Consider the following 25,126-nt stretch of genomic DNA (forward strand, 5'->3'; position numbering starts at 1 on the left):
GCCCGGCGGGCTGTCGGAGCTGATCGCGCGCCAGCTCTCGCGCCAGACCACTGGCGCCGAGGGCGAGGGCGAGGCCGCGAAGATGGAATTCAGCGTCCCCTCCACCCTGTCGCTGGGCCGCTACGGCAGCACCGGCACGGCGGCCACTGGCCCGGCCGCGCCCGCCCCCGCGGCGCGCGTGCGTACGACGCAGACCCAGGCTGGCTTCGTGCAGGCGCACAGCGATACCGCGGCACGGGTGGCGCAGGACAGCGGCATCCCGGCCGCCTTCATGATGGGCCAGGCCGGCCACGAGACCGGCTGGGGCCGCAGCGAGATCCGCATGAAGGACGGCAGCAACTCCTACAACCTGTTCGGCATCAAGGCGGGCGCCGGCTGGACCGGCAAGGTGGCCGAGGTCACGACCACCGAGTACGTGGGTGGGCAGCCGCGCAAGATCACGGCCCGGTTCCGCGCCTACGACAGCTACGAGGAATCGTTCCGCGACTACGCCCGCCTGATCAACGAGAGCCCGCGCTATGCGGCCGCCCGCCAGAAAACCGACTCGGCCATGGCCTATGCCACCGAACTCAAGCGCGCGGGCTACGCCACCGACCCGGCCTACGCCGCCAAACTGAGCCGGGCCATACACAGCACGATGCAGTTGCAGCGCGCGCAGCAGGCTCAGGGCGTGATGCCCCCGGCCAATGGAAACACAGCATGAGTAACCTGCTCAACGTCGGCGTGGGCGCGTTGCTGGCCAACCAGGCCGCGCTTTCGACCACCGGCAACAACATCGCCAACGTCAAGACCCCCGGCTATTCCCGGCAGAGCGTGGTGCTGGGCCAGGCGCCAGGCCAGAACCTGGGCAGCGGCTACATCGGCAGGGGCGTGCAGGTGGTCACCGTCATGCGCCAGAGCGACGATTTGCTGACGCGCCAGAGCACCGCAGCCAATTCCGTGGCCGCCGCCGACACCACGCGCGCCACCCGCCTGTACCAGTTGGAAGACCTGTTCCCCGCCGGCACCACCGGCATGGGCGCGGCGCTGACCAGCCTGCTCAACTCCTTCGCCACCGTCGCCAGCACACCCACGAACCTGAGCGCGCGCACGGTGGCGCTGTCCAACGCCGACGAACTCGCCAACCGCATGCGCACCGCCTCGTCGCGGCTCGATGATCTGGCCGGCGGAGTGCGGCAGGAGCTCAACACTTCGGTCGCGGCGGTCAACCGCCTGAGCTCGCAGATCGCCAGCGTGAACGAGCAGATCGCCCGCGCCAAGAGCAACGGCCACTCGCCCAACGACCTGCTCGACCAGCGCGACCAGTTGATCGACGACCTCAACGGCTACGTGCAGACCACCCAGGTGACGGACGACGACGGCAGCACCAACGTCTTCGTCGGCAGCCAGCCGCTGGTGCTGGGCAACACGGTGACGCAGCTGTCGCTCAAGACCGACGACCCGACGGGCACCAAGCTGGCGATCGTGCGCAACGGCGCCACCACCACGCTGGACGAGAACACCATCGGCGGCGGCAGCATGGCCGGCCTGCTGAAGTTCGCCAACACCGACCTGGTGGACGCCCGCAACCAGCTCGGCCGCATGGCCGTCACGGCCAGCGCGCTGCTCAACGCGCAGCACCAGGTCGGCCAGGACCTGGACGGCAACTCCGGCACCGCCCTGTTCAGCGCGCCCTCGATCAACAACGTGTACGACACGAGCGGCCTCAAGACGTCGGCGCTCGGCGTGGGCCTGACCGATCCCTCGGCGCTCAGGGCGACCGGCTACCAACTGTATTTCGACAGCACCGGCTCGGCCGGCACGCTGGTGCGCAGCTCGGACGGCAGCAAGGAGAGCTTCACCGTCGGCGCCGGCGGGGTCCTGACCTTCGCCGGCGGCGACACCAGCATGGACGGCCTGAAACTGACGGCCGGCACGCCGCAACCGGCGCCCAGCAGCACGCTCACCGTCAAGCCGTTCGAGAGCGCCGCCGGCGACATCAAGACCACCATCTCCAACCCGCGCCAGTTGGCCGTGGCCAGCCCGATCCAGGCCGTGCCCGGCAGCGCCAACACCGGCACGCTGGCGGTGGCCTCGGTGTCGGCCGTGCCCGGCCTGGTGCTGCCGACCACGCCGCTGACGTTGACCTTCGCCAAGGCCGTGCCGCCGGCAACGCAGGACACCTACAGCTACACCGACAGCAGCGGCGCCACCGTCACGGCGAACTACACACCGGGCGAACCGATCACGATCGAAGGCCGCCGCGTCACGCTCAAGGGCACGCCCGGGGCCGGCGATACGCTGACCCTGGGCCCGGCCACCGCCGCCTTCCGCGGCACCAGCGGGGGCAACGCCGGCGCCCTGGCGGGCCTGGCCGACGCCGCCGCCTTCGACGGTGCGACGCTGTCCGACGGCTACGCCGGCATCATCGCCAACGTCGGCCTGAACGTGCAGAACTCCAAGTACGCCGCGCAGGTGTCGAGCTCCATCGCCTCCGGCCTGGCCGGCGACAAGGCCTCGGTCGCCGGCGTCAGCCTGGACGAGGAAGCCGGCAAGCTGCTGATGTACCAGCAGGCCTACCAGGCCTCGGCCAAGATGATCCAGGTCGCGCAGGGCATCTTCGATACGCTGATCCAGAACATGAGATGACATGGCGCACTCCCAGGCTTCGCGCTCCGCGCCTTCGCATGGCCTGCTCCGCGGCCTTCGGAGTCCTGGGGCTGGAGGCCCGGCGCACTGACCCCCTGATACGGAGAGACGCAGCATGAGCAATACCTTCGGCCGCATCGGCACCGCCAACGCCTTCGACAACGGCCTTCGCAACCTGCAGTCGCGCCAGAGCGCGATCATCGACCTGCAAGGGCAGATCAGCGCCCAGAAAGGCGTGCAGCGCGGCAGCGACGACCCGACCGCCGCGGCGGCGGCCGAGCGTGCCACCACCCGCCTGTCGCGCATCGGCACCGAGCAGAAGGCGCTGGCGGCGCAGACCGCCACCATCAAGAGCTCGGAAAGCACGCTGGGCAAGGTCACGGACGCGGTGCAGGCTTTCCGCGACCTGGTGGTGAGCGCCGGCAACGGCAGCTACGACGCGGCCGCGCGCGCCGACCTGGTGCAGCAGCTCAGCTCGCTGCGCGACCAGGTTCTGGCGCTGGCCAACCAGACGGACAGCAACGGCATGTCGCTGTTCGGTGGCCTGGGCAGCACGGCCACGCCCTTCGTCGACGGCGGCGCCAGCGGCGTCACCTACAACGGCGTGCGCGGGCAGAACGCCAGCAACGGCAACGCGATCTCGACCACCATCGACGGCTACGCGGCCTTCATGGACGTGCCCACCGGCAACGGCGTCTTCACCATCGGGCTGCCGAAGGACGCGACGGGCAAGGTCACCAACACCGGCACGGCCTGGGCCAGCGGCGGCACGGTGACCGACCCGACAGCCCTGACCGGCAACAGCTACAGCGTCACGTTCGCGGTCGACGCTGCCGGCAACACCACCTACAGCGTGCCCAACAGCAACCCGCCCATCGCCGGGCAGCCCTATACCAGCGGCCAGCCGATCAGCTTCGACGGCATGTCCTTCACCGTCTCGGGCAAGCCGGCCAATGGCGACAGCATGGACATCGGGCCGAGCAAGAAGACCAGCATCTTCTCGGTCATGGACCAGGCGATCAGCGAGATCGGCAAGGCCGGCGCCAACGTCGGCGCGATCAGCCAGACCGTCAGCCAGTCGCTGCTGCAGCTCGACAGCGGCATGGCCCGGGTCAGCGCGAGCCGCTCCTACGCGGGCGAACTGCTCAACCGCGCCGAACGCATCGGCGACACGCAGGACGAACGGTCGGACCAGGTCACGGCGGACCTCTCGCTCGCCGAGGGCTCGGACCTCAACAGCCAAGTCAAGCGCATCTCGGAGTTCCAGAGCCAGCAGACGGCCTATTCCGCGGCGCTGGCGTCCTACGCCCAGATCCAGAAGCTCTCGCTGTTCAACTACATCAGCTGATCGTGGCCCCCGGCGGGGTGCGGCGCTACGATGGCGAACCCGTCACCCTCCGCGTTGCGCGCATTGCATGACCGACACCGTCCTGGACAGCATCACACTCGGCTACCAAGTCCTGTGGGGTCCGAGCCGTTCGCTGCGCGGCGTGGCGCTGTTCGCGCGGCCGCAGTCCGACGGCGCGGTGGACGCCAAGCACCTGCTGGAAGTGCTGCAGACGCTGCTGCCCGGCGACGCCCCGCCGATCTTCCTGGTGGCCCAGGAGCCGCGCTTGCTGGCGGACCTGCTGGAGCACGCGCAGCCGCCCGGCGTGGAGCACACCTTCTCCACCCAGGCCTTCTTCACGCCGACCCTGGTCGTGCCCGCCGCCGCGCTGGCGCATGCGCCGGTGGCCGAGGCGCTGCGCCGCGCCCAGAGGCGCGGCCTGCCGCTGGTCTGGCAGGGCGAGGCCGAGAAGCCGCCCGACCCCGGGCTGGCCGGCTGCTTCGGGCACCGCTGGATCAGCGTCTCGCCGGCGCTCGCCGCCCTCGCCCTGCATGAGGCGCTGCGCCAGGACCGGGTGGCGCCCGACCGCGCGCCGGCGGCGCCGCCGCTGCCGGTCGGGCAGATCTTCGAAGGCATCGCCAGCCACGTGCTGGTGGACTACTGCTTCCAGCGCTGTCGCGCCTACGCGCTGGTCGGCTGGCCGGCGGAGGATGCCGTCCACAGCCTGCGCCGCGGCCCGCTGGAGCCCGACCACCGCGTGGTGCTGGCCACGCTGCAGGCGCTGGAGGCCGAACGCCCGGCCGACGTGGTGGAGCGCACGCTGTGCGACGACCCGCTGCTGGCCTACCGCTTCCTGGTCTATGCCAATTCGCCCGGCGTCGGCCTGCGCAGCGGCGTGCAGTCGATCCGCCACGCGCTGATGATGCTGGGTACGGTCACGCTGGCGCAGTGGCTGGCGCAGCAGTTGCCGCGCGCCAGCCACGCCACCATGCTGCGCCCGGTCAAGGCCGGCATGGTGATGCGCTCGCGCCTGATGGAGCGTCTGCTCGACGCCGGCATTGAAGAGGCGCTGCGCCGCGAGGTGGTGCTGTGCGGACTGTTCTCGCAGCTCGACCTGCTGCTGGACCTGCCGCTGGGCAGCATCCTCACCCGCCTGCCGCTGTCGGACCGCCTCTACGACGCCATCGTGCTGCATTCAGGCCCCTATGCCGCCGCGCTGGAGACCACGGTGGCGCTCGAATCCTCCGATACCGAGGCCATCGCCCGCGTGTGCCGCGAGCACGACATGGGCCGCGTGCACGTCAATCGCGCCCTGCTGCGCATGGTGGGCGGCCTGCACGCCGAGTGAGGCCTGCCCGCGGGCTGCGCACGGCGCCATCGAGGACTGGCGATATGCTGGGGCTCGGTCCGTTCCCTCCGCTCCTCCACCATGACACCTGCCCCCATCGAAATCGAAACCGGCCCGCAGCCGCGCGCCAGCATCCTGATCCTGCACGGCCTGGGCGCCAGCGGGGACGACTTCGTGCCCATCGCCGAGCAACTGCAGCTGGCCCAGGTGGGGCCGGTGCGCTTCGTGTTCCCGCATGCGCCGGTGCAGCCGGTGAGCATCAACGGCGGCTACGCCATGCCGGCCTGGTACGACATCCTCCCCGGCACCGACCTCGCCCTGCGCGAGGACGAGCCCGGCCTGCGCCGCTCGCGGGCCACGGTGGAGGCGCTGCTGGCGCACGAGAAGGCGCGCGGCATCGCGGCCCGGCGCATCGTGCTGGCCGGCTTCTCGCAGGGCTGCGCCATGGCCCTGCTGAGCGGCCTGCGCCATGCCGAGACGCTGGCCGGCATCGTCGGCCTCTCGGGCTACCTGCCGCTGGCCGCGAGCACGGCGGCCGAGCAGCACCCGGCCAACCAGGCCACGCCGATCTTCCTGGCCCACGGCCGGCAGGACGGCGTGGTGCCGCTGGCGCGCGCCGCCGCCTCGCGCGATGCGCTCACGGCGCTGGGCCATGCCGTCGAGTGGCACGAGTACCCGATGGAGCATTCGGTGTGCCCGGCCGAGATCGCCGACCTCCAGCGCTTCCTGCTGCGCGTCTGGGCCTAGTTTCAGGCGGAAAGTGGCTGAAGCCCAGGTAGGTTCTGGGCTTCCAGCTATGCTAAACATAGCAAAAATCCCCCCGGCGCCCGGGCCATGCGCCACGGCTTGGCGCGAACGCAGCGCCGGTGTTACCGTGCGGCCCAACACGAACGGAACATTACTGGCAAACAGCATATGGGTGAAATAGAACAGCGGCTGGAGACACTGACGGCCGAGCGCCTGCGCGGCATGCGGCGGGGGATGGAGAAGGAAAGCCTGCGCGCGCGCGCCGACGGCAAGCTGGCGCTGACGCCGCACCCGGCGGCGCTGGGCTCGGCGCTCACCCATCCGCACATCACCACCGACTTCAGCGAGTCGCAGCTCGAACTCATCACCGGCGTGCATGCGGACGTGGACGGTTGCCTGGCCGAACTGCGCGAGGTGCACCAGTTCGTCTACCAGACGCTGCAGCGCGAATGCGCCAACGTGGACGACGAGCTGCTGTGGGTCTCCAGCATGCCCTGCGGCCTGCCCTCGGACGAAACCATTCCGCTCGGGCGCTACGGCACCTCCAACATCGGCCGCGCCAAGAGCGTCTACCGCATGGGCCTGGGCCACCGCTACGGGCGCCGCATGCAGACCATCTCGGGCATCCACTACAACTGGTCGCTGCCGGGCGTGTCGAGCGAGGACTACTTCGCGCTGATCCGCAACTTCCGCCGCCACGCCTTCCTGCCGCTGGTGCTGTTCGGCGCCTCGCCCGCGGTGTGCGAGAGCTTCGTCGAAGGCCGCCCGCACACGCTCGAGCGCATCGGCGGCTACACCATGCACATGCCCCACGGCACCTCGCTGCGCATGGGGCGCCTGGGCTACCAGAGCGAAGCCCAGGCCTCGCTCTCGGTCAGCTACAACAGCCTGGAGGGCTATGGCGCCTCGCTGCAGGATGCGCTGACCCGGCCCTACCCGGCCTACGAAGCCATAGGCGTGCGCAACCTGGGCGGCGAGTACAACCAGCTCGCCACCACCCTGCTGCAGATCGAGAACGAGTTCTACGGCACCATCCGCCCCAAGCGCACCATCCACCAGGGCGAGCGGCCGCTGCACGCGCTGCGCGAGCGCGGCGTGGAGTACGTCGAGGTGCGCCTGATGGACCTCGACCCGTTCGAGCCGCTGGGCATCAGCGCGCAGACCATGCGCCTGCTCGACGTGTTCCTGCTGCACTGCCTGCTGGCCGACAGCCCGCCCGACACGCCGGCGGAAATCGCCGAAGTCGCCCACAACCAGCACCTCACCGCCGCCAGCGGCCGCCGGCCCGGCCTGCTGCTGCGGCGCCAGGGGCGCGACGTGGCGCTGCTCGACTGGGCCGCGCAGATCCTGGACGAATGCGCGCCGATTGCCGCGCGGCTCGACGACCTGCACGGCGGCCACCTGCATGCCCGGGCGCTGCGCGCGGCGCAGGACGCCATCGCCGCCCCGCATACCCTGCCCTCGGCCCGGGTGCTGGCCAGCATGGCGCAGCAGCATGGCAACGCCTTCGTCGACTTCGTGCGCGCGCGCTCGCAGGCCACGCGCGAGGCGCTGCTGGCCACGCCGCTGGCGCCGGCGCGCCAGGCCGCCCTGGAGCGCATGGCGCAGGAATCGGTCGAGGCCCAGCAGCGCATCGAGGCCGCCGACACCATGCCCTTCGAGCAGTTCCGCGAACAGTACGTCTCGCCCCTGCGCCTGACGCCGCGCAGCAGGCTGCGCGCCTGAGCTGTCCGCCGCCGCTCAGGTGACGGACAGGGCGCGCCGCAGGGCAGGCTGCGCCAGGACTCCCGCGGAACCGGCTTCGCCAGGCTGCAGGCTGTGCTGCCTGGAGGGCGGAGGCGCGGACACGAAGCGCGCGGCCTCTGCGTGCTCCATCCCATCCGGCAGGCGAAAGCGCGCCACCACCTCGGCCAGGTGGCCGGCCTGCTGCCTGAGGCTGTCGGCGGCGGCCGTGCTCTGCTCCACCAGCGCGGCGTTCTGCTGGGTCACCTGGTCGAGCTGCACGATGGCGTGGCCGACCTGCTCGATGCCGTGCGCCTGCTCGCTCGAAGCGCTGGAGATCTGCTGCATCAGGGCATGCACCTGGCGCACCTGGTGCAGGATGTCTTCCATGCTGTGGCCGGCCTGGTTGACCAGCACGGTGCCGCCCTCGACCTTCTCGACGCTGGCGCCGATCAACTGCTTGATCTCCTTGGCGGCGGTGGCCGAGCGGTGCGCCAGCGAGCGCACTTCGCCGGCCACCACGGCGAAGCCGCGGCCCTGCTCGCCGGCGCGCGCGGCCTCGACGGCAGCGTTGAGCGCCAGGATGTTGGTCTGGAAGGCGATGCCGTCGATCACGCCGATGATGTCCGCGATCTTGCGCGAGGCCGCCACGATCTCTTCCATCACCCGGATCACCCGGTTCACCACGACGCCGCCGTTCTCGGCGGCCGTGGAGGCGTTGGAGGCCAGCCGGCTGGCCTGCTGCGCGGTTTCCGAGGTGTTGCGCACGGTGGTGGTGAGTTCGCCCATGGACGAGGCCGTCTGCTGCAGGTTGCTGGCCTGCTGCTCGGTGCGCTGGCTGAGGTCGTGGTTGCCTAGGGCGATTTCGCGCGAACCGGTGGCGATGCTGTCGCTGCTGTGGCGCACCTGCTGGACGATGTCGGCCAGGCCGGCGTTCATAGCGTGCAGGGAGCGGGCCAACTGGGCCATTTCGTCGCGGCCCCGGATCTCCACGCTGGCGCTGAGGTCGCCGTTGGCCACCGCCTCGGTGAGGGTCAGCGCCTGGCCTATCGGCCGCGTGATGGAGCGGGTGATGAGCACGGCGCCGAGCAAGGCGATCACGGCGGCCAGCGCGCCCAGCGACAGGAACAGCAGCACGGCCCTGCGGGCCGTGGCCGCCGCTTCGGCTCCGGCCTGGGTCATGCTTTTCGACTGGACGTCGACCAGCCGGTCCAGCGCGGCCAGGTAGGCCCTGAGCGGCGGCGCCACGTCGTCCAGCACGGTCTGGCGCGCCGAGGTGGTGTTGTTGTCCTGCACCAGCTTGATGACCTTCTGCAACCCTTCTGCGTACTGGCCGCGCGCGCGGGCGGCGGCGTCATACGCCGCCTGGCCGTCGTCGGACAGGCTCAGGCCGCGCAGCATCTTCATGGCGCCATCGGCGCGCTGGCCGGCCTCGGCGGACTGGGACAGGGCGGCGTTCATCTCCTTGTCGCCGATCTCGATCAGCGCGTTGGTCAGCATGCGCGCCTCCTCGCTGACGCCGCCGTGCGCGGCCTGGGCGTACTGGACCTTGGCATAGCCGTCGGACAGGATGAAGGCGGTTCTCTGGTCGATGTCGCTGAGCAGGCGGGCCCCCAGAACGGAGAACAGCAGGACGATCAGCACGAGGGCGGCGAAAGCCACCCCCAGGCGGGCACCGACACGGAATCTGGACAGGGAGTTCAACGCGGTTTCCTTCCGAAAAACAGGCTGCCTTGCCGACCGCGCCCCGGGACGGGGCCCGAAGGGCGGGAGGTCTTCGCCTCGGATTGCCGCGCATCATTGTTCTTTTCTGTTCGAAATTGTTTATCGTTTTCCCTGAAGCCGATCAGAAAGGTTCGTTTTCATTCCTTTGAGGGTGATCTTGAGCCAGTCCCGTCGCTCAGCCCCGCATCGAGTCGCGCATGCGCTCGAAGGCCTGCCAGAAGATCGTGTCCTGCGTGTTCGCGAAATTGATGCGCATCAGCGTGCTGGGCTGGCGCGTGGCGTTGAACAGCGCGCCCGGCGCCAGCAGCCAGCCGTCGTCCAGCATGCGCTGGGCCAGCAGGTCGGTGTCCACCCCGGTGTCGACCCAGCCGAACACGCCCATGGGCTCGGCCACGAAGCGGCAGCCCGCGGCCAGTGCCAGCTTGACGCTGCGGCTGCGCGCCTGCTCCAGCCGCGCGCGCACGCGCTCGGCGTGGCGGCGCAGCTGGCCCTGCTCGATGCAGATCGCCATGGCCTTCTCCAGCAGCGAGGGCGTGGTGAGGGTCGACAGCAGCTTGGTGTCGAGCAGGCGCTCGAACAGGTCCGGCGGCGCCGCCAGGAAACCCACGCGCCAGTTGGGCGCGAGGATCTTGGCGAAGCCGCCCACATAGACGGTGCGGCGCAGGCCGTCGAGCGCGGTGACGCGCGTGGCGTGCTCCGGCGCGATGTGGCAGTAGGTGTCGTCCTCGACGATGTGGAAGTCGTGCTTCTGCGCCAGCTCCAGCAGCCGGTGCGCGCTGCCGGGCGTGAGGCAGTAGCTGGTCGGGTTGTGGAACACGCTCACGCTGATGAACAGGCGCGGCGCCTGCGTGCTGCAGTAGCGCGCCATCACCTCCAGGTCGGGCCCGGCGGCGCTGCGCGGCACCGGCAGCACGCGCATGCCCAGCGCGGCGAGCCGGGCGAATTCGACCGACCAGCCGGGCTCCTCCACCATCACCGGGTCGCCGGGCTTGAGCAGGGTGCGGCTGACGATGTCCAGCGCATGCGTGGCGCCGACGCTGGTCATGATCTGCGCCGGGCCGGCCTCGATGCCGATCTGCGCCAGGCGCTGCGACAGCACCGCGCGCAGGCCGCCGTCGCCCTGCGGCTCGCCGTACTGCAGCGCGCTGCGCGCCCAGGACGCGCTGGCGGTGACCTTGCGCACGGCCGCCTGCAGCGCCGGCAGCTCCAGCCAGTCGGGCGGCATCACCCCGGAGCCGGGCTGCGCGCGGCCCGAGGGCGAATGGAACATGCCGCGGATCAGCGCCGTGGCCTGCAGCGGCGCGTTCTGCAGCGGGCCGGGCGGCGCCAGACGCGCTCTCACTCCTTTTTTGATAGCATCATGCCCAGGTGAATCCTGGGCTTGGGGCCTGTTTGGCAAAGAATCGCGGACGAAGAAGCCGCGCTGGCGCCGCGCCTCCACCAGCCCCTGGGCCAGCAGCAGGTCATAGGCCGCCACCACGGTGTGCGGGCTCACGCCCTGCTGGCGCGCGCATTCGCGCACCGAGGGCAGGCGCGCGCCCGGCACCAGCAGCCCGGCGCGCACGCGCTCGGCCAGGCGGCCGGCGAGCTGCTCGGTCAGGGTTTGCGTGGGGGTACGGGTGAGCATGCCCGGGATAGCCTGTGCCGACACTTCAGACAATACAGATTCATTCATTGTGCGCCCATCTGTACCGGTTCTGTGATGGTCAAGACTTTAAAGTACCGGGCATGAACTGGCAACAATCCACCCCGACCCCCAGCACCCTGACGGCCCGGTGGAGGGCCCGCGCATGAAGCCGGGCATCCAGGACGAAACGCTGGGCATGTGGCTCGGCGTGCTCGGGGTGGCCATGTTCGCGGTCACGCTGCCGATGACGCGGCTGGCCACCGGCACGCAGGCCGCGCCGCAGCTGTCGCCCTGGTTCGTCACGCTCGGGCGGGCGGCGCTGGCGGGCGTGCTGTCGGCGATCTTCCTGCTGGCCACGCGCTCGCCGCGGCCGGCGCCGCAGCAATGGAAGCCGCTGGGCATGGCGGTGCTGGGCAACGTCGTCGGCTACCCGCTGCTGCTGGGCTATGCGCTGCGCGTGGTCACGGCCAGCCATGCGGCGGTGGTGACGGCGCTGCTGCCGCTGGCCACGGCCGCCGTCGCGGCCTGGGTGCTGCACCAGCGCGCGCGGCTGGGCTTCTGGCTCTGCGCCATGGCGGGCAGCCTGCTGGTGGTGCTGTTCTCGGTGCTGCGCGCCGGCCAGGGCGGCCACGGCTTCGGCGTGGAATGGGCCGATCTGCTGCTGCTGGGCGCGGTCATTGCGGCGTCCTTCGGCTACATCTACGGCGCCCAGGTCACGCCCGCGCTGGGTGCGGAGCGCGTGATCTGCTGGGTCTGCGTGATGGCGCTGCCGGTCACCCTGCCGGCCACGCTGGCGCTGTGGCCGCGGCAGCCGGTTGCCGCCTCGGCCTGGGTCGGCTTCACCTATGTCGGCCTGTTCTCGATGTGGATCGGCTTCTTCGCCTGGTACCGGGGCCTGGCCATGGGCGGCGCCCTGCGCGTGAGCCAGACGCAACTGCTGCAGCCCTTTCTGGCCATACTCGCCTCCATCCCGCTGTTGGGCGAAGCACTCGACCTGGTGACGCTGGGCTTTGCCCTCGCCGTGGTGGCCACGGTGCTCATCGGCAAGAAGCTGTCGCAGCCGCAGGCCGCCGTCGCGCCGCGCATCGCCGCGCAGGTCGGTACCGTCCGGCCGCGGCGGGGCTGACCACCTCACCTCTCACACCTCACCTGCCTGAAAGAAAGTCCCATGAACTGGAAACTCGCCGCCCGCGCCGCCAAGATGAACCCTTCGGTGCTGCGTGAAATCCTCAAGATCACCGAGCGCCCCGGCATCATCAGCCTGGCCGGCGGGCTGCCCTCGCCCAGGACCTTCCCGATCCAGGCCTTTGCCGACGCCTGCGCCGAAGTGCTGCACCACGACGGCCAGGCCGCGCTGCAGTACGCCGCCAGCGAAGGCTACGCGCCGCTGCGCCAGGCCGTGGCCGACATGCTGCCCTGGGACGTGGACGCCTCGCAGGTGCTGATCACCACCGGTTCGCAGCAGGGCCTGGATCTGGTGGCCAAGGTGCTGATCGACCCGGGCAGCAAGGTGCTGGTGGAGACGCCGACCTACCTCGGCGCGCTGCAGGCCTTCGGCCCCATGGAGCCGAACCCGGTGGGCGTGGCGAGCGACGAAGAGGGCGTGATCGTCGAAGACCTCATGGCCAAGGCCCGTGACGCGCGCTTCGCCTACCTGCTGCCCAACTTCCAGAACCCCACCGGCCGCACCATGACCGAGGAGCGCCGCGCCGCCGTCTCGGCCGCCGCCGCCGCGGCCCACCTGCCGATCGTCGAGGACAACCCCTACGGCGAACTCTGGTTCGACGAAGCGCCGCCGCTGCCGCTGAGCGCGCGCAACCCGGAAGGCTGCATCTACCTGGGCTCGTTCTCGAAGGTGCTGGCGCCGGGCCTGCGCCTGGGCTTCCTGGTCGCGCCCAAGGCCCTCTACCCCAAGCTGCTGCAGGCCAAGCAGGCGGTGGACCTGCACACGCCGATCTTCACGCAGCGCATGGTGTCGGCGGTGATGAAGGACGGCTTCCTGGAGCGCCACGTGCCCACCATCCGCGCGCTGTACAAGCGCCAGCGCGACGCCATGGTGGCCGCGCTGCGGCGCGAGATGGCCGGGCTGGACGTGCGGTTCAGCGTGCCCCAGGGCGGCATGTTCCTGTGGGCGCGCATGCCCGAGGGCATCGACACCGTGGCGCTGCTGCCCAAGGCCGTCGAGCGCGACGTCGCCTTCGTGCCCGGCGCGCCGTTCTACGCGGGCGAGGGCGATCCGCGCACGCTGCGCCTGTCCTTCGTGACCGCCAGCGTGGAGGAGATCGACACCGCCATCGCCGCGCTGGCGCAGACGCTGCGCGCGGAACTCGCGCGGCTGGGCGAGCCGCAGCTCGCGGCCGCGGCGGCCTGAACGACTCCGGAGGAATTCTGACCATGTTGAACATCTGGGGCCGCATGAGCTCGATCAACGTGCGCAAGGTGGTGTGGTGCGCGCAGGAGCTGGGCCTGGACTTCCAGCGCACCGAGGCCGGCGGCAAGTTCGGCGTGGTGCAGACGCCCGAATACCTGGCGCTCAATCCGAATGCCGTGGTGCCCACCATCGACGACGGCGAGGGCGCCGAGCGCGTGACGCTGTGGGAGTCGAACGTGATCGTGCGCTACCTCTGCGCCCGCCATTCGCTCGGCGACCTCTACCCGAGCGAGCTGCCCGCGCGCTTCGATGCCGAGCGCTGGATGGACTGGCAGCAGACCACGCTCAACCGCGCCAGCCGCGACGCCTTCATCCAGTGGGTGCGCACGCCGCCGGCGCAGCGCCAGCCGGCGCTGATCCAGGCCTCGGTGTGCGCCACCGAGCCGCTGTTCGCCCTGCTCGACGCGCACCTGGCCACGCGCGCGCACGTCGGCGGCGAGCGCTTCACCATGGCCGACATCCCGCTCGGCTGCGAAGCCCATCGCTGGTTCGGCCTGCCCGCCAGCGAGTACCAGCGGCCGGCCTGGCCGCACCTGGAGCGCTGGTACGCGGCGCTGCTCGCCCGCCCCGCCGCGCGGGGCGTGCTCGACCTTTCCCTTGAATGAACCTGATGAAATCCCGCCCCTTCGAGCAAATCGACGTCTTCTCCGCCACGCCCTACCGGGGCAACCCGCTCGCCGTGGTGCCCGACGGCAGCGGGCTGGACGACGCCGCGATGCAGCGCTTCGCCGCCTGGACCAATCTCTCGGAAACCACCTTCCTGCTGCCGCCCACGCGGGCCGAGGCCGACTACCGCGTGCGCATCTTCACGCCGGCGGGCGAACTGCCCTTCGCCGGCCACCCCACGCTGGGCAGTTGCCACGTCTGGCTGTCTTCCGGCGGGCAGCCGCGCCGGGCCGGCGAGGTGGTGCAGGAAAGCGCGGTGGGCCTGGTGCGCATCCGCCGCGGCGCCCAGCGCCTGGCCTTCGCCGCGCCGCCGCTGCGCCGCAGCGACCCGGCGCCGGCCCAGTTGGCGCAGGTGGCGCGCGCTCTCGGCCTGAAGCCCCAGGAGATCCGCGCCGCGCAGTTGCTGGACAACGGCCCGCTCTGGCTGGCCCTGCTGGTGGACGACCCGCAGACCGTGCTGGCGCTGACGCCGGACCACTCCCGGCTGCGCGAGCTGGGCCTCAAGGTGGGCGTGGTGCACCTGGATGCCGCCAAGGCCGGGGCCGGTCCCGACGCGCCCGCGCTGCTGGTGCGCGCCTTCGCCGCGCCCGTCGGCGTGGCCGAGGACCCGGTCACCGGCAGCCTCAACGCCGCGCTGGCGCAGTGGCTGATCGGCGCGGGCATGGCGCCGTCCCGCTACGTCGCCTCGCAGGGCGAATGCCTGGGCCGCGCCGGCCGCATCTTCATCGAGCAGGACGCCGAGGGCACGACCTGGGTCGGCGGCGACGTCGTCACCTGCATCACCGGCAGAGCCCTGCTCTGAGCGTCGCATGCTCCACCTGCAAGACATCGAAGACGCCGCCCAGGTCGTCTACCGCGCGTTCGCGCCCACGCCGCAGTACCGCTGGGCGCTGTCCAGCCAGCGGCTGGGGGCGGACTGCTGGATCAAGCACGAGAACCACACACCGGTCGGCGCCTTCAAGATCCGCGGCGGGCTGACCTATTTCGACCAGCTGGCGCGGCGCGGCGCGCTGCCGCGCGAGGTCGTCAGCGCCACGCGCGGCAACCACGGCCAGAGCATCGGCTGGGCCGCGCGCGCCCATGGCGTGGCCTGCACCATCGTGGTTCCGCACGGCAACTCGGCCGAGAAGAACGCCGCCATGCGCGCGCTGGGCGTGGCGCTGATCGAGCACGGCGCGGACTTCCAGGAGGCGCGCGAGCACGCCGCCGGCCTGGCCGCCGAGCGCGGCGCCCACATGGTGCCGAGCTTCCACGTCGATCTGCTGCGCGGCGTCAGCACCTACTGGTGGGAGTTGCTGCGCGCGGTGCCGCAACTCGACCGCGTCTACGTGCCGATCGGGCAGGGTTCGGGCGCCTGCTCGGCCGTGCTGGCGCGGCAGGCGCTGGGGCACAAAGCGCGCATCGTCGGCGTGGTCAGCGCCCATGCCACCACCTATGCCGACTCGCTTGCCGCCGGCCGCGTGGTCGAATCGCCGGTCACCACCGTGCTGGCCGATGGCATGGCCTGCCGCGTGGCCGACCCCGACGCGCTCGCGCTGCTGCGGCCGCACCTGGACCACGTGGTGCAGGTCAGCGACGACGAGGTGGCGCAGGCCATGCGCGCGCTGTTCGCCGATACCCACAACGTGGCCGAAGGCGCCGGCGCCGCCGCCTTCGCCGCGGCCATGCAGGAGCGCGCGCAACTGCAGGGCCAGTGCGTGGGGGTCGCCATGAGCGGCGGCAACGTGGACACGGACCGGTTCGCCCGGGTGCTCACCAACTCCTGACCCACCTCACGCGCGGGCCCAGGGTGCGCCGCCGCTATGCGGGCTGCAGCACGCCGCGTTCGATCTGGTCGCGCTCGAGCGACTCGAACAGCGCCTTGAAGTTGCCTTCGCCAAAGCCCTCGCGGTAGTCGCCCTTGCGCTGGATGAACTCGAAGAAGACCGGGCCCAGCATGGGCGTGGAGAAGATCTGCAGCAGCAGGCGCGGCGTGCCGCCGGCGGTGCTGCCGTCGAGCAGGATGCCGCGCGCCTGCAGCTCGGACACGTTCTCGCCGTGGCCGGGCAGGCGCTTTTCGATCTGCGCGTAGTAGACCTCGTTCGGCGCCGATGCCAGCGACACGCCAGCCAGGCCCAGCCGGTCCACCGCGCCGAGCAGGTCGTCGGTGAGCAGGGCGATGTGCTGGATGCCCTCGCCGTTGAACTGCATGAGGAATTCCTCGATCTGCCCGCCGCCCTTGCGCGACTCCTCGTTGAGCGGGATGCGGATCTGGCCGTCGGGCGCGGTCATGGCCTTGGAGGTCAGGCCGGTGTATTCGCCCTGGATGTCGAAGTAGCGGATCTCGCGGAAGTTGAAGAACTTCTCGTAGAAGCCGGCCCAGTAGGCCATGCGGCCGCGGTAGACGTTGTGCGTGAGGTGGTCGACCACGGTGAAGCCGTGGCCGCGCGGATTGCGCTCGACGCCGGGCAGGAACTCGAAGTCGATGTCGTAGATCGACTTGCCTTCCTCGAAGCGGTCGATCAGGTAGAGCGGCGCGCCGCCGATGCCCTTGATCGCGGGCAGGCGCAGTTCCATGGGGCCGGTGTTCAGCTCCACCGGCTGCGCGCCGAGTTCCAGCGCGCGCTGGTAGGCCTTGTGCGAGTCGCGCACCCGGAAGGCCAGGCCGCAGGCCGAGGGGCCGTGCTCGGCCGCGAAATAGGCCGCGGGGCTGTGCGGCTCGCGGTTGACGATGAAGTTGATGCCGCCCTGACGGTACAGCGACACGTCCTTGGAGCGGTGGCGCGCCACCTCGGTGAAGCCGAGCCGCTCGAAGATGGGCTCCAGCACGTTGGCGCTCGGCGAGGCGAATTCGACGAACTCGAATCCCATCAGGCCCATCGGATTGTCGAAAAGGTCGGCCATGTGTCTGTCTCCATCAGTGAGGTTGAAAAACGTCAGCAGACACTGTAGGAGCGCGGCACCGCAATTTGCCTGCAAACTTCCGGCTGTTTCGGGTTGGATGCACACGATTCCTTCGGCCCGCGATGATCGCCCGCATGCTTTTCACTGGTTGCGGACCGGCAGCGCAGCGATCCATCCACCCGGCGCCCGCGCGTGCAACAGACCGTCGCCCACGCGACCGGCCGGCGCGAGGGCGCCTTCCAGAATCGGCGCATGGGAACCCTCTACCTGGTGCGCCACGCGCAGGCCTCCTTCGGCAGCGACGATTACGACCGGCTCAGCCCGCTCGGCCACCGGCAGGCGCAGCGGCTGGGGGCGTACTGGCGCGGGCAGGGCCTGGCCTTCGACACCGCCATCAGCGGCACGCTGCGCCGCCACCGCGAGACGCTGCAGGGCATCGCCCAGGGCCTGCAATGGCAGCCGGCGCCGCTGGAGCTGCCCGGCCTGAACGAGTACGACAGCGATGCGCTGCTGGCCACGGTGCATCCCGAGCCGCTGCCGCCAGCCCTCACGCCCGAGGACTACCGCTACCATTTCCGCCTGCTGCGCGAGGCCCTGGCGCAGTGGATGGCCGGCCGCGCGCAGCCGGCGGGCATGCCCGCGTACCCGGACTTCGTCGCCGGCATCGTGGCCGCGCTTGACCACGTGCGCGCCCGGTGCAGCGGCAACGTGCTGATGGTGTCCAGCGGCGGCCCGATCGCCACGGTGATCGCGCAGGTGCTGCGCACGCCGCCGGAAACCACCATCGAACTCAACCTGCGCATCCGCAACAGCGCGGTGACCGAGTTCGCCTTCACGCCCAAGCGGCACATGCTTCTCACCTTCAACACGCTGCCGCACCTGGATGCGGGCGAGTTCCGGCAGTGGCAGACCTATGCATGAACGGCGGCAGGCCCCGCACACCGCTGGCAGTGCCGGCCACCCACTATCAAAACAGTAGCTACAAGCCCAGGAAACACCTGGGCTGCAGCCATTTTTTCCATAAGAACCCAGTCTGATCGACGATGGCAGCCCTCATGCATGCCGTCGGCAGGATTTCGCGAAAACTGCCACAATGAGCGGCTTTGCGCCAGGCCGCCCGCAGGGGCCGCCGCCACCGCCCGTCATGCCCGCCATTTCCCCTCCCGACGGCCTGCCCACGCCCGCGCGCTGGCGCGCCATGGCGGTCATCATCCTGGGCATCACGCTGGCGGTGCTGGACGGCACCATCCTCAATCTGGCGCTGCCCGGCATCGCGCAGGACCTGCGGGCCACGCCCTCGGAGTCGATCTGGGTGGTCAATGCCTACCAGGTGGCCACGCTGGCGCTGCTGCTGCCGCTGGCCACGCTGGGCGATCTGGTGGGCTACCGGCGCGTCTACCTGGGCGGGCTGCTGCTGTTCACGGCGGCGTCCTTCGGCTGCGTGCTGTCGGCCTCGCTCGGCCAGCTGGTGCTGGCGCGCACGGTGCAGGGCATGGGCTCGGCCGGGATCATGGCGGTCAACGCGGCGCTGCTGCGGCTGATCTACCCGCGCCGGATGCTGGGCCGCGGCGTGGCGATCAATTCCATGGTGGTGGCGACCGCCTCGGTGGCCGGGCCGTCGGTGGCCGCGGGCATCCTGTCGGTAGCCTCCTGGCCCTGGCTGTTCGCGCTGAACGTGCCGCTGGGCCTGCTGGTGCTGGCGATGGGCTGGAAGTCGCTGCCGCCCAACGCCGCGGCGCGGCCGGCCGGCGCACGCCTGTCCTGGCTGGACGTGGCATTGAACGCGCTGATGTTCGGGCTGGTGTTCCTCGGCGCCGACGCGCTGGGCACGCGCGCCGGCCAGGGGCCGCAGGCCCTGGCCGGCGGCGCGCTGATGCTGGGCGCGGGCGTGCTGGTGGGCGTGGTCTATGTGCGCCGGCAACTGGCCCAGCCGCTGCCGCTGTTCCCGCTGGACCTGCTGCGCATACCGGTGTTCAGGCTGTCGATGTGCACCTCGATCGGCGCCTTCGGCGCGCAGATGCTGGCCTACATCGCCCTGCCCTTCCTGCTGCTGGACCACTTCGGCCGCTCGCACCTGGAGGCCGGCCTGCTGATCACCGCCTGGCCGCTGGCCATCGTGGCGACGGCGCCGGTGGCCGGCCGCCTGATCGGCCGCGTGCCGGACGGGCTGCTGGGCGGCATCGGCCTGGGGCTGCTGGCCTGCGGGCTGGCGCTGCTGGCCACGCTGCCGGCACAGCCCTCGAACCTGGACATCGTCTGGCGCATGGCGCTGTGCGGCGTCGGCTTCGGGCTGTTCCAGTCGCCCAACAACCACACCATCGTCACCAGCGCGCCGCCGCACCGCTCGGGCGGCGCCAGCGGCATGCTGGGCACGGCGCGCCTGACCGGCCAGACGCTGGGCGCGGTGCTGCTGGCCGTGGTGTTCAGCGCCACCGGCGCGCACGACGCGCGCGGGCCGGTGATCGCGCTGGCCCTGGCGGCCGCGTTCGCCGCGACGGCCGGCGTGTTCAGCGCGCTGCGCCTGCGGCACGGCGGGCCTCAGGCGCAGCCGGCGCGGATGCCGGCCGAGCCGCGCTGAGCCAGGGAATTCAGACAACGCGCTGCCGCTGGCACCCCAGGCCCTCGATGGACAGCTCCATCACGTCGCCGCGCCGCAGGTAACGCGGCGGCTTCATGCCCATGCCCACCCCTGGCGGCGTGCCCGTGGCGATCACATCGCCCGGCAGCAGTCGCATGTACTGCGACAGATCCGACACGATCTGGTCGACATTGAAGATCATGGTGCGCGTGTTGCCGCGCTGCATGACCTGGCCGTTCACGCTCAGACGCATGTCGAGGCTGGACGGGTCCGCAACGGCGTCGGCGGAGACCAGCCAGGGCCCCAGCGGGCCGAAGGTATCGTGGCTCTTGCCCTTGCTCCATTGGCTGCCACCGTGGTGCATCTGCCAGTCGCGCTCGGACACGTCGTTGACCACCAGATAGCCAAACACGTGCGACCGCGCTTGCGCGACACTGACCCTGCTCGCCTCGCGACCGATCACGACACCCAGCTCCACTTCCCAGTCGAGCGCCTCGCTGCCCGCAGGCAGCAGCACATCGTCATCCGGCCCGTTGATGCAGGTGGGCGACTTGAAGAACACGATGGGCCGCTGCGGCACCGGCAGCCCGGCCTCCGCCGCGTGGTCTGCATAGTTCAGGCCAATGCCGATGAACTTGCCCACACCGGCCAGTGGCGCCCCCAGGCGCCCGCCGGCCTCCACCGTGTCGAGGTCCTGCCAGCGGGCAGCCAGTGGCGCCAGCCGCCCCGAGGCGATGGACCCGGCGTCGATGTCATGCACCTGGCCCACCAGTGTGCGCAGGGTTCCATCGGGTGCGAGCAGGCCGGGTTTCTCCTGGCCCACCGGGCCATACCGTACGAATTTCATGCTGTGGCTCTCTCTGATCCAGGGCGTGTCATTATTCATTTCGCGCCCGCGCCAGCGCTCTGCTCCAGGAACTGCAACAGCGCCTGCACCCGCGCGCTGCGCCCCTTGCGCGTGGGCACCAGCAGCGTGACCGGCGCGCTGTCGAACTGCCAGTCGGCCAGCACCCGCACCAGCGTGCCGCGGGCCACGGCCTCGGCCGCGTCCCATTCGGAGCGCAGCACCAGGCCCAGGCCCTGCTCGGCCCAGTGGCGCGCCACGCTGCCGTCGTTGGTGAGCAGCGCCGGCGCGATGCGCAGCGACTCGCGCGCGCCGGGCCGCGCGGCGGCCCCGCCCGCCAGGCGCCGGAAGTGCCAGAGCGTCACGTCCTCCTCATTCTCGCGGATGCAGATGCAGGCGTGCGACAGCAGCTCGCGCGGGGCCTGCGGCGTGCCGTGCGCGCGCAGGTAGGCCGGGCTCGCGCACAGCCAGCGCTCATTGGCCGCCAGCACGCGCGCCACCCAGGACGAGTCGCGCACGGTGCCGATGTGCAGCACCGCGTCCGCGTCATGCCGATCGGGCCAGGGGGTTTCGCGCAGGTCCAGCTGCAGCCGCAGGCGCGGGTGCAGCCGGGCGAAGCGCGCCAGCAACGGCGCCAGGCGGTCGCGCCCGTAGCCGAAGGGCGCGGCGATGCGCAGCGTGCCGCTGAGGCGGCGGTCCTCGTGCTGGAAGGACTCGGGCAGCGCCTCGATCCGCGCCAGCAGGGCCGCGGCCTCGGCCGCGAAGCGCTCGCCCTCGGGCGTGAGGCTCAGGCGGCGCGCGCTGCGCGTGGCCAGCGCCAGGCCCAGCGCGGCCTCTAGCTTGCGCAGGCGCATGGACAGCGCCGGCGGCGTGACGTTGAGCGCGCGCGCCGCGGCGCTGAGCGACGGCGCCTGCGCCAGGGCGGCGGCGAGTTGCAGGTCCTCGATGGAGATCATTCAGCCGGGCTTAACGATTGATGTCGCGGCATTGAAGCACAGAAGGGGGCTCTACGCCTACAGTCGCCCCTCATGCAAAAGCCCACCGCCGCCTCCACCGCCGCCCACGCCTACCCGCAGGCCGTGCTGTTCGACCTGCTGACCGCCCTGCTGGATTCCTGGACGGTCTGGAATGCCGCCGCCGGCTCGGAAGCAGCCGGCCGCGCCTGGCGCGCCGAATACCTGCGCCTGACCTACGGCTGCGGCGCCTACGTGGCCTACGAGCAACTGGTGCAGCAGGCCGCGGACAAGGTCGGGCTGCCGCGCTCCGCGCCCGCCGCGCTGGAGGCGCATTGGGACGATCTGCCCGCCTGGGACGGCGCGCGCGGGCTGCTGGCGGCGCTGCGCCCGCATTGCCGCCTGGCGGTGGTCACCAACTGCTCGCGCCGGCTCGGCCACCGCGCCGCCGCGCTGCTGGGCATCGACTGGGACGTGGTCGTGACCTCGGAGGAAGCCGGCTTCTACAAGCCCGACCCGCGCCCTTACCGCCTGGCGCTCGACCGGCTCGGGGTGCGGGCCGGCGATGCGGCCTTTGTGGCGGGTTCGGGCTACGACATGTTCGGCACCTCGGCCACCGGCCTGCGCAGCTTCTGGCACAACCGGGTCGGACTGGCGCTGCCCGAGGGCGCGCCCGCGCCGGAACAGCAGGCGCCCACGCTGGCGCCGGCCCTGCCCTGGCTGCAGTCCTTCGCGCGCGGCACGCGCTGAGGAGCCCCCATGTTCCGCCCCACCCATTTCCTGCGCTGCCTGCCCGTTCTCGCCGCCGTGCTGGGCCTGCAGGCCCCGGCCGCGCTGGCCCAGGCCGCGCCCTTTCCCCAGCATCCGGTGACGCTGGTCGTGCCCTTTCCGCCCGGCGGCCCGAGCGACGCGCTGGCGCGCGGCGTGGCGCAGCAGATGGGCAAGCGCCTGGGCCAGAGCGTGATCGTCGAGAACGTCGCGGGCGCCGGCGGCACCATCGGGCTGGCCAAGGTGGCCAAGGCCGCACCCGATGGCTACACGCTGGGCTTCGGTACCATCGGCACGCATGTCGCCAACGTGGCGCTCTACCGCAAGCTGCCCTACGACCCGGTGGCCGACTTCCTGCCCGTGGGCCTGGCCGGCTCGGCGCCCCTGCTGCTGCTGGCGCGCGCCGATCTGCCGGCGCGCAACCTGCCGGAGTTCCTGGCCTGGCTCGCGTCGAACCGGGGCAAGGCGTCCTATGGCAGTGCCGGCGTCGGTTCCATCTCCCACTACGGCTGCGTGCTGCTGCTGTCTGCCGTGAAGCAGAACGTGACCCACGTGCCCTACCGCGGCGTGGCCCCCGCCATGAACGACCTGATGGGCGGCCAGACCGACTTCATGTGCGACCAGACCACCACGGCGCTGCCGCAGTTGGCCGGCAGCAAGATCAAGGCGCTGGCGGTGCTGTCCTCCGCGCGGCTGCCGCAACTGCCCGGCGTGGCCACCGCCGCCGAGGCCGGCTACCCGCTCGACGTGCGCGCCTGGAACGCGGTCTTCGCGCCGCGCGGCACGCCCGCGCCGGTCATGGCGCGCCTGGAGTCCGCGCTGGCCGACGCCACGGCCGACCCGGCCCTGCGCCAGCAGATGCAGGGCGTGGGGGTGGAGCTGCCCGAACCCGGCGCCGGCCGGCCCGCCACGGTCGCGGCGCTCATCGAACGCGGCCTGCGCACCGATGTGCCGGCGCTCAAGTCCAAGGGCGAGTACCTTGATTGATCGGGACCACCCCGAGGCTGCGCGCCTCGCGTCCTCGCCTTCCCCGTGCGAGGGGGCACATCCTGCGAACGGGCGGCGCCGGCTCCGCGGATGTCTGCGCATGGCCTGCTCCGCGGCCGCTTGCACCTCTTTCATTTGTGCGCGGCCGGTGGTGGCTGGCGCCATGCATCGCTGAAACGCCCTTGGCGGCCCTCACCATCCTTCCACCATGCCCGACTCACTCTCGACCCTCGACACCCCCGCCGCGCTGATCGACCTGCCGCGCATGCAGCGCAACATCCAGCGCATGCAGCAGCGCATGGACGCGCTGGGCGTGCGCTTTCGCCCGCATGCCAAGACCAGCAAGTGCACGCCCGTGGTCCAGGCGCAGATCGCCGCCGGCGCGCGCGGCATCACCGTGTCCACGCTGAAGGAGGCGGCGCAGTTCTTTGCCGACGGCATCACCGACATCGTCTATGCCGTGGGCATGGTGCCGGCCAGGCTGCCGCAGGCGCTGGCGCTGCGGCGCCAGGGCTGCGACCTGAAGATCATCACCGACAGCGTGGCCTCGGCCCAGGCGATTGCCGGGTTCGGCCGCGCAGAGGGCGAGGTGTTCGAGGTCTGGATCGAGGTCGATACCGACGGCCACCGCTCCGGCATCAAGCCGCACGAGGCCGCGCTGCTGGACGTGGGCCGCGCGCTGCACGCGGGCGGCATGCGCCTGGGCGGCGCGATGACGCATGCCGGCTCCAGCTACGAGCTGCGCACGCCCGCCGCGCTGCAGGCCATGGCCGAGCAGGAGCGCGCCGGCTGCGTGCACGCGGCCGAGCGCCTGCGCGCGGCCGGCCTGCCCTGCCCCGTGGTCAGCGTGGGCTCCACGCCCACGGCGCTGTCGGCCACGCAGCTGCAGGGCGTGACCGAGGTGCGCGCCGGCGTCTACGTGTTCTTCGACCTGGTGATGCACAACGTGGGCGTCTGCGGCATCGAGGACATCGCGCTGGGCGTGCTCACCACCGTGATCGGCCACCAGGCCGACAAGGGCTGGGCCATCGTCGATGCCGGCTGGATGGCCATGAGCCGCGACCGCGGCACGCAGAAGCAGCAGCAGGACTACGGCTACGGCCAGGTCTGCAGCGCCGACGGCACCCCGCTGCCGGGCTACCTGCTGAGCGGCGCCAACCAGGAGCACGGCATCGTGTCGCGCAGCGCAGCGCCGGATGCCGACATCGCCACGCGCTTCCCGCTGGGCACGCGCTTGCGCATACTGCCGAACCACGCCTGCGCCACGGGTGCGCAGTTTCCGCACTACCAGGCGCTGGCCGCAGACGGCAGCGCCACACCCTGGAGCCGCCTGCATGGCTGGTGAGACCTCCCCCATCCGATCCGTCGCCCCGGCCGGCCTGCGCCCGCCGGGCGGCCACTACAGCCACGGAACGGTGGCCCATGGCTTGGTCTTCGTGTCCGGCCAGCTGCCGATCACGCCCGAGGGCCAGAAGCTGTTCGATGCGCCCTTCGAAGCGCAGGCGCTGCAGGTGCTGGCCAACGTCGACGCCGTGCTGCGCGCCGCCGGCAGCAGCATCGGCCAACTGGTGCAGGTGCGCGTCTACCTGGACGACATCGAGAACTGGCCGGCCTTCAACACGCTGTACGCGCAATGGGCCGGCAACGCGCGGCCGGCCCGCGCCATCGTGCCGACCGGGCCGCTGCACTTCGGACTGAAGGTGGAGGTCGAGGCAACCGCGCTCGCTTCGTAGCTATCAAATAGATAGCTAATAGCCCAGGACCTCAGGGCAATCGCATCTAAATCCAAGCGAAACTAAAGCGCTGAAACAACCCTTCTAGCGCAGCCCCGATGAACCTACTGCACCACCTGCAGAGCATCTCCGACCCCCGAAGCCACCGCACGCGTCGCC

22 protein-coding genes are annotated in these 25,126 nt (G+C 71.2%); 17 read left to right on the forward strand and 5 right to left on the reverse strand.

What is annotated here, in order from left to right; all coding sequences use genetic code 11:
- The 6 genes from flgJ to gshA all read left to right on the forward strand — a co-directional run.
- On the forward strand, positions 1-703 hold a 703-nt coding region (gene flgJ, locus JHD63_RS14855), incomplete at its 5' end, for a flagellar assembly peptidoglycan hydrolase FlgJ (protein WP_198971597.1).
- The gene (flgK, locus tag JHD63_RS14860) at positions 700-2,628 is read left to right on the forward strand and encodes a flagellar hook-associated protein FlgK (RefSeq protein ID WP_198971598.1); all 1,929 of its coding nucleotides are present in this window, start codon (positions 700-702) and stop codon (positions 2,626-2,628) included. The genes flgJ and flgK, both read left to right, overlap by 4 nt.
- A gap of 115 nt (positions 2,629-2,743) precedes the next feature.
- Positions 2,744-3,976 carry a flagellar hook-associated protein FlgL gene (gene flgL, locus JHD63_RS14865; protein ID WP_198971599.1) on the forward strand — a complete coding sequence of 411 codons (1,233 nt, stop codon included), beginning with the start codon at positions 2,744-2,746 and terminating at the stop codon, positions 3,974-3,976.
- Between the two features lie 67 nt (positions 3,977-4,043).
- On the forward strand, positions 4,044-5,303 hold the full coding sequence (locus tag JHD63_RS14870) for an HDOD domain-containing protein (protein ID WP_198971600.1): 1,260 nt from the start codon (positions 4,044-4,046) through the stop codon (positions 5,301-5,303).
- 81 nt (positions 5,304-5,384) lie between these two features.
- Positions 5,385-6,050, forward strand: coding sequence for an alpha/beta hydrolase (locus JHD63_RS14875; RefSeq protein WP_198971601.1), 666 nt, complete (start codon positions 5,385-5,387; stop codon positions 6,048-6,050).
- 168 nt (positions 6,051-6,218) lie between these two features.
- Complete coding sequence (gene gshA / locus JHD63_RS14880) at positions 6,219-7,775, forward strand: glutamate--cysteine ligase (protein ID WP_198971602.1); 1,557 nt, start codon at positions 6,219-6,221, stop codon at positions 7,773-7,775.
- Between the two features lie 15 nt (positions 7,776-7,790).
- On the opposite strand, the gene JHD63_RS24780 is transcribed toward gshA, so the two are convergent.
- Positions 7,791-9,476 (reverse strand): methyl-accepting chemotaxis protein, encoded by a 1,686-nt coding sequence (locus JHD63_RS24780; RefSeq protein WP_198971603.1) that lies wholly within the window; start codon positions 9,474-9,476, stop codon positions 7,791-7,793.
- 196 nt (positions 9,477-9,672) lie between these two features.
- Complete coding sequence (locus JHD63_RS14890) at positions 9,673-11,124, reverse strand: aminotransferase-like domain-containing protein (RefSeq protein ID WP_198971604.1); 1,452 nt, start codon at positions 11,122-11,124, stop codon at positions 9,673-9,675.
- A 163-nt stretch (positions 11,125-11,287) separates the two neighbouring features.
- On the opposite strand from JHD63_RS14890, the gene JHD63_RS14895 reads away from it, so the two are divergent.
- The 5 genes from JHD63_RS14895 to JHD63_RS14915 are packed head-to-tail and all read left to right on the forward strand — an operon-like array spanning position 11,288 to position 15,987.
- Positions 11,288-12,250: a DMT family transporter gene (locus JHD63_RS14895; protein WP_198971605.1), complete on the forward strand. Its 963-nt coding sequence runs from the start codon at positions 11,288-11,290 to the stop codon at positions 12,248-12,250.
- Between the two features lie 42 nt (positions 12,251-12,292).
- Positions 12,293-13,495 (forward strand): aminotransferase-like domain-containing protein, encoded by a 1,203-nt coding sequence (locus tag JHD63_RS14900; protein WP_198971606.1) that lies wholly within the window; start codon positions 12,293-12,295, stop codon positions 13,493-13,495.
- 23 nt (positions 13,496-13,518) lie between these two features.
- Positions 13,519-14,160, forward strand: a complete 642-nt coding sequence (locus JHD63_RS14905) for a glutathione S-transferase (RefSeq protein WP_198971607.1) — start codon at positions 13,519-13,521, stop codon at positions 14,158-14,160.
- Between the two features lie 5 nt (positions 14,161-14,165).
- Complete coding sequence (locus tag JHD63_RS14910; protein WP_198971608.1) at positions 14,166-15,023, forward strand: PhzF family phenazine biosynthesis protein; 858 nt, start codon at positions 14,166-14,168, stop codon at positions 15,021-15,023.
- Positions 15,024-15,030: 7 nt separating this feature from the next.
- Positions 15,031-15,987 (forward strand): threonine dehydratase, encoded by a 957-nt coding sequence (locus JHD63_RS14915; protein ID WP_198971609.1) that lies wholly within the window; start codon positions 15,031-15,033, stop codon positions 15,985-15,987.
- Between the two features lie 34 nt (positions 15,988-16,021).
- On the opposite strand, the gene hppD is transcribed toward JHD63_RS14915, so the two are convergent.
- Positions 16,022-17,104, reverse strand: a complete 1,083-nt coding sequence (hppD, locus tag JHD63_RS14920; RefSeq protein ID WP_198971610.1) for a 4-hydroxyphenylpyruvate dioxygenase — start codon at positions 17,102-17,104, stop codon at positions 16,022-16,024.
- A 252-nt stretch (positions 17,105-17,356) separates the two neighbouring features.
- Here hppD and JHD63_RS14925 point away from each other — a divergent pair, with 252 nt between their 5' ends.
- Both JHD63_RS14925 and JHD63_RS14930 read left to right on the forward strand, forming a co-directional pair.
- A complete protein-coding gene (locus JHD63_RS14925) occupies positions 17,357-18,025 on the forward strand; it encodes a histidine phosphatase family protein (RefSeq protein WP_198971617.1) in 669 nt (222 codons plus the stop codon).
- Between the two features lie 223 nt (positions 18,026-18,248).
- Complete coding sequence (locus JHD63_RS14930; RefSeq protein WP_233168203.1) at positions 18,249-19,682, forward strand: MFS transporter; 1,434 nt, start codon at positions 18,249-18,251, stop codon at positions 19,680-19,682.
- Between the two features lie 10 nt (positions 19,683-19,692).
- Here JHD63_RS14930 and JHD63_RS14935 read toward each other — a convergent pair whose 3' ends face one another.
- Entirely contained in the window at positions 19,693-20,529 is an 837-nt protein-coding gene (locus JHD63_RS14935) for a fumarylacetoacetate hydrolase family protein (protein ID WP_198971611.1), read from the reverse strand.
- Positions 20,530-20,564: 35 nt separating this feature from the next.
- A complete protein-coding gene (locus tag JHD63_RS14940) occupies positions 20,565-21,482 on the reverse strand; it encodes a LysR family transcriptional regulator (protein WP_198971612.1) in 918 nt (305 codons plus the stop codon).
- Positions 21,483-21,554: 72 nt separating this feature from the next.
- On the opposite strand from JHD63_RS14940, the gene JHD63_RS14945 reads away from it, so the two are divergent.
- The 4 genes from JHD63_RS14945 to JHD63_RS14960 all read left to right on the forward strand — a co-directional run bounded on the left by JHD63_RS14945 (position 21,555) and on the right by JHD63_RS14960 (position 24,967).
- Positions 21,555-22,229, forward strand: a complete 675-nt coding sequence (locus JHD63_RS14945; RefSeq protein ID WP_198971613.1) for an HAD family hydrolase — start codon at positions 21,555-21,557, stop codon at positions 22,227-22,229.
- Between the two features lie 9 nt (positions 22,230-22,238).
- Positions 22,239-23,234 (forward strand): tripartite tricarboxylate transporter substrate-binding protein, encoded by a 996-nt coding sequence (locus tag JHD63_RS14950; protein ID WP_198971614.1) that lies wholly within the window; start codon positions 22,239-22,241, stop codon positions 23,232-23,234.
- Positions 23,235-23,442: 208 nt separating this feature from the next.
- Positions 23,443-24,579, forward strand: a complete 1,137-nt coding sequence (locus tag JHD63_RS14955; protein ID WP_198971615.1) for a DSD1 family PLP-dependent enzyme — start codon at positions 23,443-23,445, stop codon at positions 24,577-24,579.
- Positions 24,569-24,967, forward strand: a complete 399-nt coding sequence (locus tag JHD63_RS14960; protein ID WP_198971616.1) for a RidA family protein — start codon at positions 24,569-24,571, stop codon at positions 24,965-24,967. The genes JHD63_RS14955 and JHD63_RS14960 overlap by 11 nt, the downstream gene beginning before the upstream one ends.
- The last annotated feature ends 159 nt before the right edge of the window (positions 24,968-25,126 follow it).

It is taken from the genome of Xylophilus sp. ASV27, assembly GCF_016428875.1.
Lineage (GTDB): Bacteria > Pseudomonadota > Gammaproteobacteria > Burkholderiales > Burkholderiaceae_C > Xylophilus.

What these genes read in the sequence shown, in the direction of transcription:
- JHD63_RS14930 (WP_233168203.1), top strand. Translation starts at nt 18,249, where the DNA reads ATGCCCGCCATTTCCCCTCCCGACGGCCTGCCCACGCCCGCGCGCTGG.
- JHD63_RS14945 (WP_198971613.1), top strand. Translation starts at nt 21,555, where the DNA reads ATGCAAAAGCCCACCGCCGCCTCCACCGCCGCCCACGCCTACCCGCAG.
- flgK (WP_198971598.1), top strand. Translation starts at nt 700, where the DNA reads ATGAGTAACCTGCTCAACGTCGGCGTGGGCGCGTTGCTGGCCAACCAG.
- JHD63_RS14895 (WP_198971605.1), top strand. Translation starts at nt 11,288, where the DNA reads ATGAAGCCGGGCATCCAGGACGAAACGCTGGGCATGTGGCTCGGCGTG.
- JHD63_RS14900 (WP_198971606.1), top strand. Translation starts at nt 12,293, where the DNA reads ATGAACTGGAAACTCGCCGCCCGCGCCGCCAAGATGAACCCTTCGGTG.
- JHD63_RS14935 (WP_198971611.1), bottom strand. Translation starts at nt 20,529, where the DNA reads ATGAAATTCGTACGGTATGGCCCGGTGGGCCAGGAGAAACCCGGCCTG.
- JHD63_RS14905 (WP_198971607.1), top strand. Translation starts at nt 13,519, where the DNA reads ATGTTGAACATCTGGGGCCGCATGAGCTCGATCAACGTGCGCAAGGTG.
- JHD63_RS14910 (WP_198971608.1), top strand. Translation starts at nt 14,166, where the DNA reads ATGAAATCCCGCCCCTTCGAGCAAATCGACGTCTTCTCCGCCACGCCC.
- JHD63_RS14890 (WP_198971604.1), bottom strand. Translation starts at nt 11,124, where the DNA reads ATGCTCACCCGTACCCCCACGCAAACCCTGACCGAGCAGCTCGCCGGC.
- flgL (WP_198971599.1), top strand. Translation starts at nt 2,744, where the DNA reads ATGAGCAATACCTTCGGCCGCATCGGCACCGCCAACGCCTTCGACAAC.
- JHD63_RS14940 (WP_198971612.1), bottom strand. Translation starts at nt 21,482, where the DNA reads ATGATCTCCATCGAGGACCTGCAACTCGCCGCCGCCCTGGCGCAGGCG.
- JHD63_RS14925 (WP_198971617.1), top strand. Translation starts at nt 17,357, where the DNA reads ATGGGAACCCTCTACCTGGTGCGCCACGCGCAGGCCTCCTTCGGCAGC.
- JHD63_RS14875 (WP_198971601.1), top strand. Translation starts at nt 5,385, where the DNA reads ATGACACCTGCCCCCATCGAAATCGAAACCGGCCCGCAGCCGCGCGCC.
- gshA (WP_198971602.1), top strand. Translation starts at nt 6,219, where the DNA reads ATGGGTGAAATAGAACAGCGGCTGGAGACACTGACGGCCGAGCGCCTG.
- JHD63_RS14960 (WP_198971616.1), top strand. Translation starts at nt 24,569, where the DNA reads ATGGCTGGTGAGACCTCCCCCATCCGATCCGTCGCCCCGGCCGGCCTG.
- JHD63_RS14955 (WP_198971615.1), top strand. Translation starts at nt 23,443, where the DNA reads ATGCCCGACTCACTCTCGACCCTCGACACCCCCGCCGCGCTGATCGAC.
- JHD63_RS14870 (WP_198971600.1), top strand. Translation starts at nt 4,044, where the DNA reads ATGACCGACACCGTCCTGGACAGCATCACACTCGGCTACCAAGTCCTG.
- JHD63_RS14915 (WP_198971609.1), top strand. Translation starts at nt 15,031, where the DNA reads ATGCTCCACCTGCAAGACATCGAAGACGCCGCCCAGGTCGTCTACCGC.
- hppD (WP_198971610.1), bottom strand. Translation starts at nt 17,104, where the DNA reads ATGGCCGACCTTTTCGACAATCCGATGGGCCTGATGGGATTCGAGTTC.
- JHD63_RS14950 (WP_198971614.1), top strand. Translation starts at nt 22,239, where the DNA reads ATGTTCCGCCCCACCCATTTCCTGCGCTGCCTGCCCGTTCTCGCCGCC.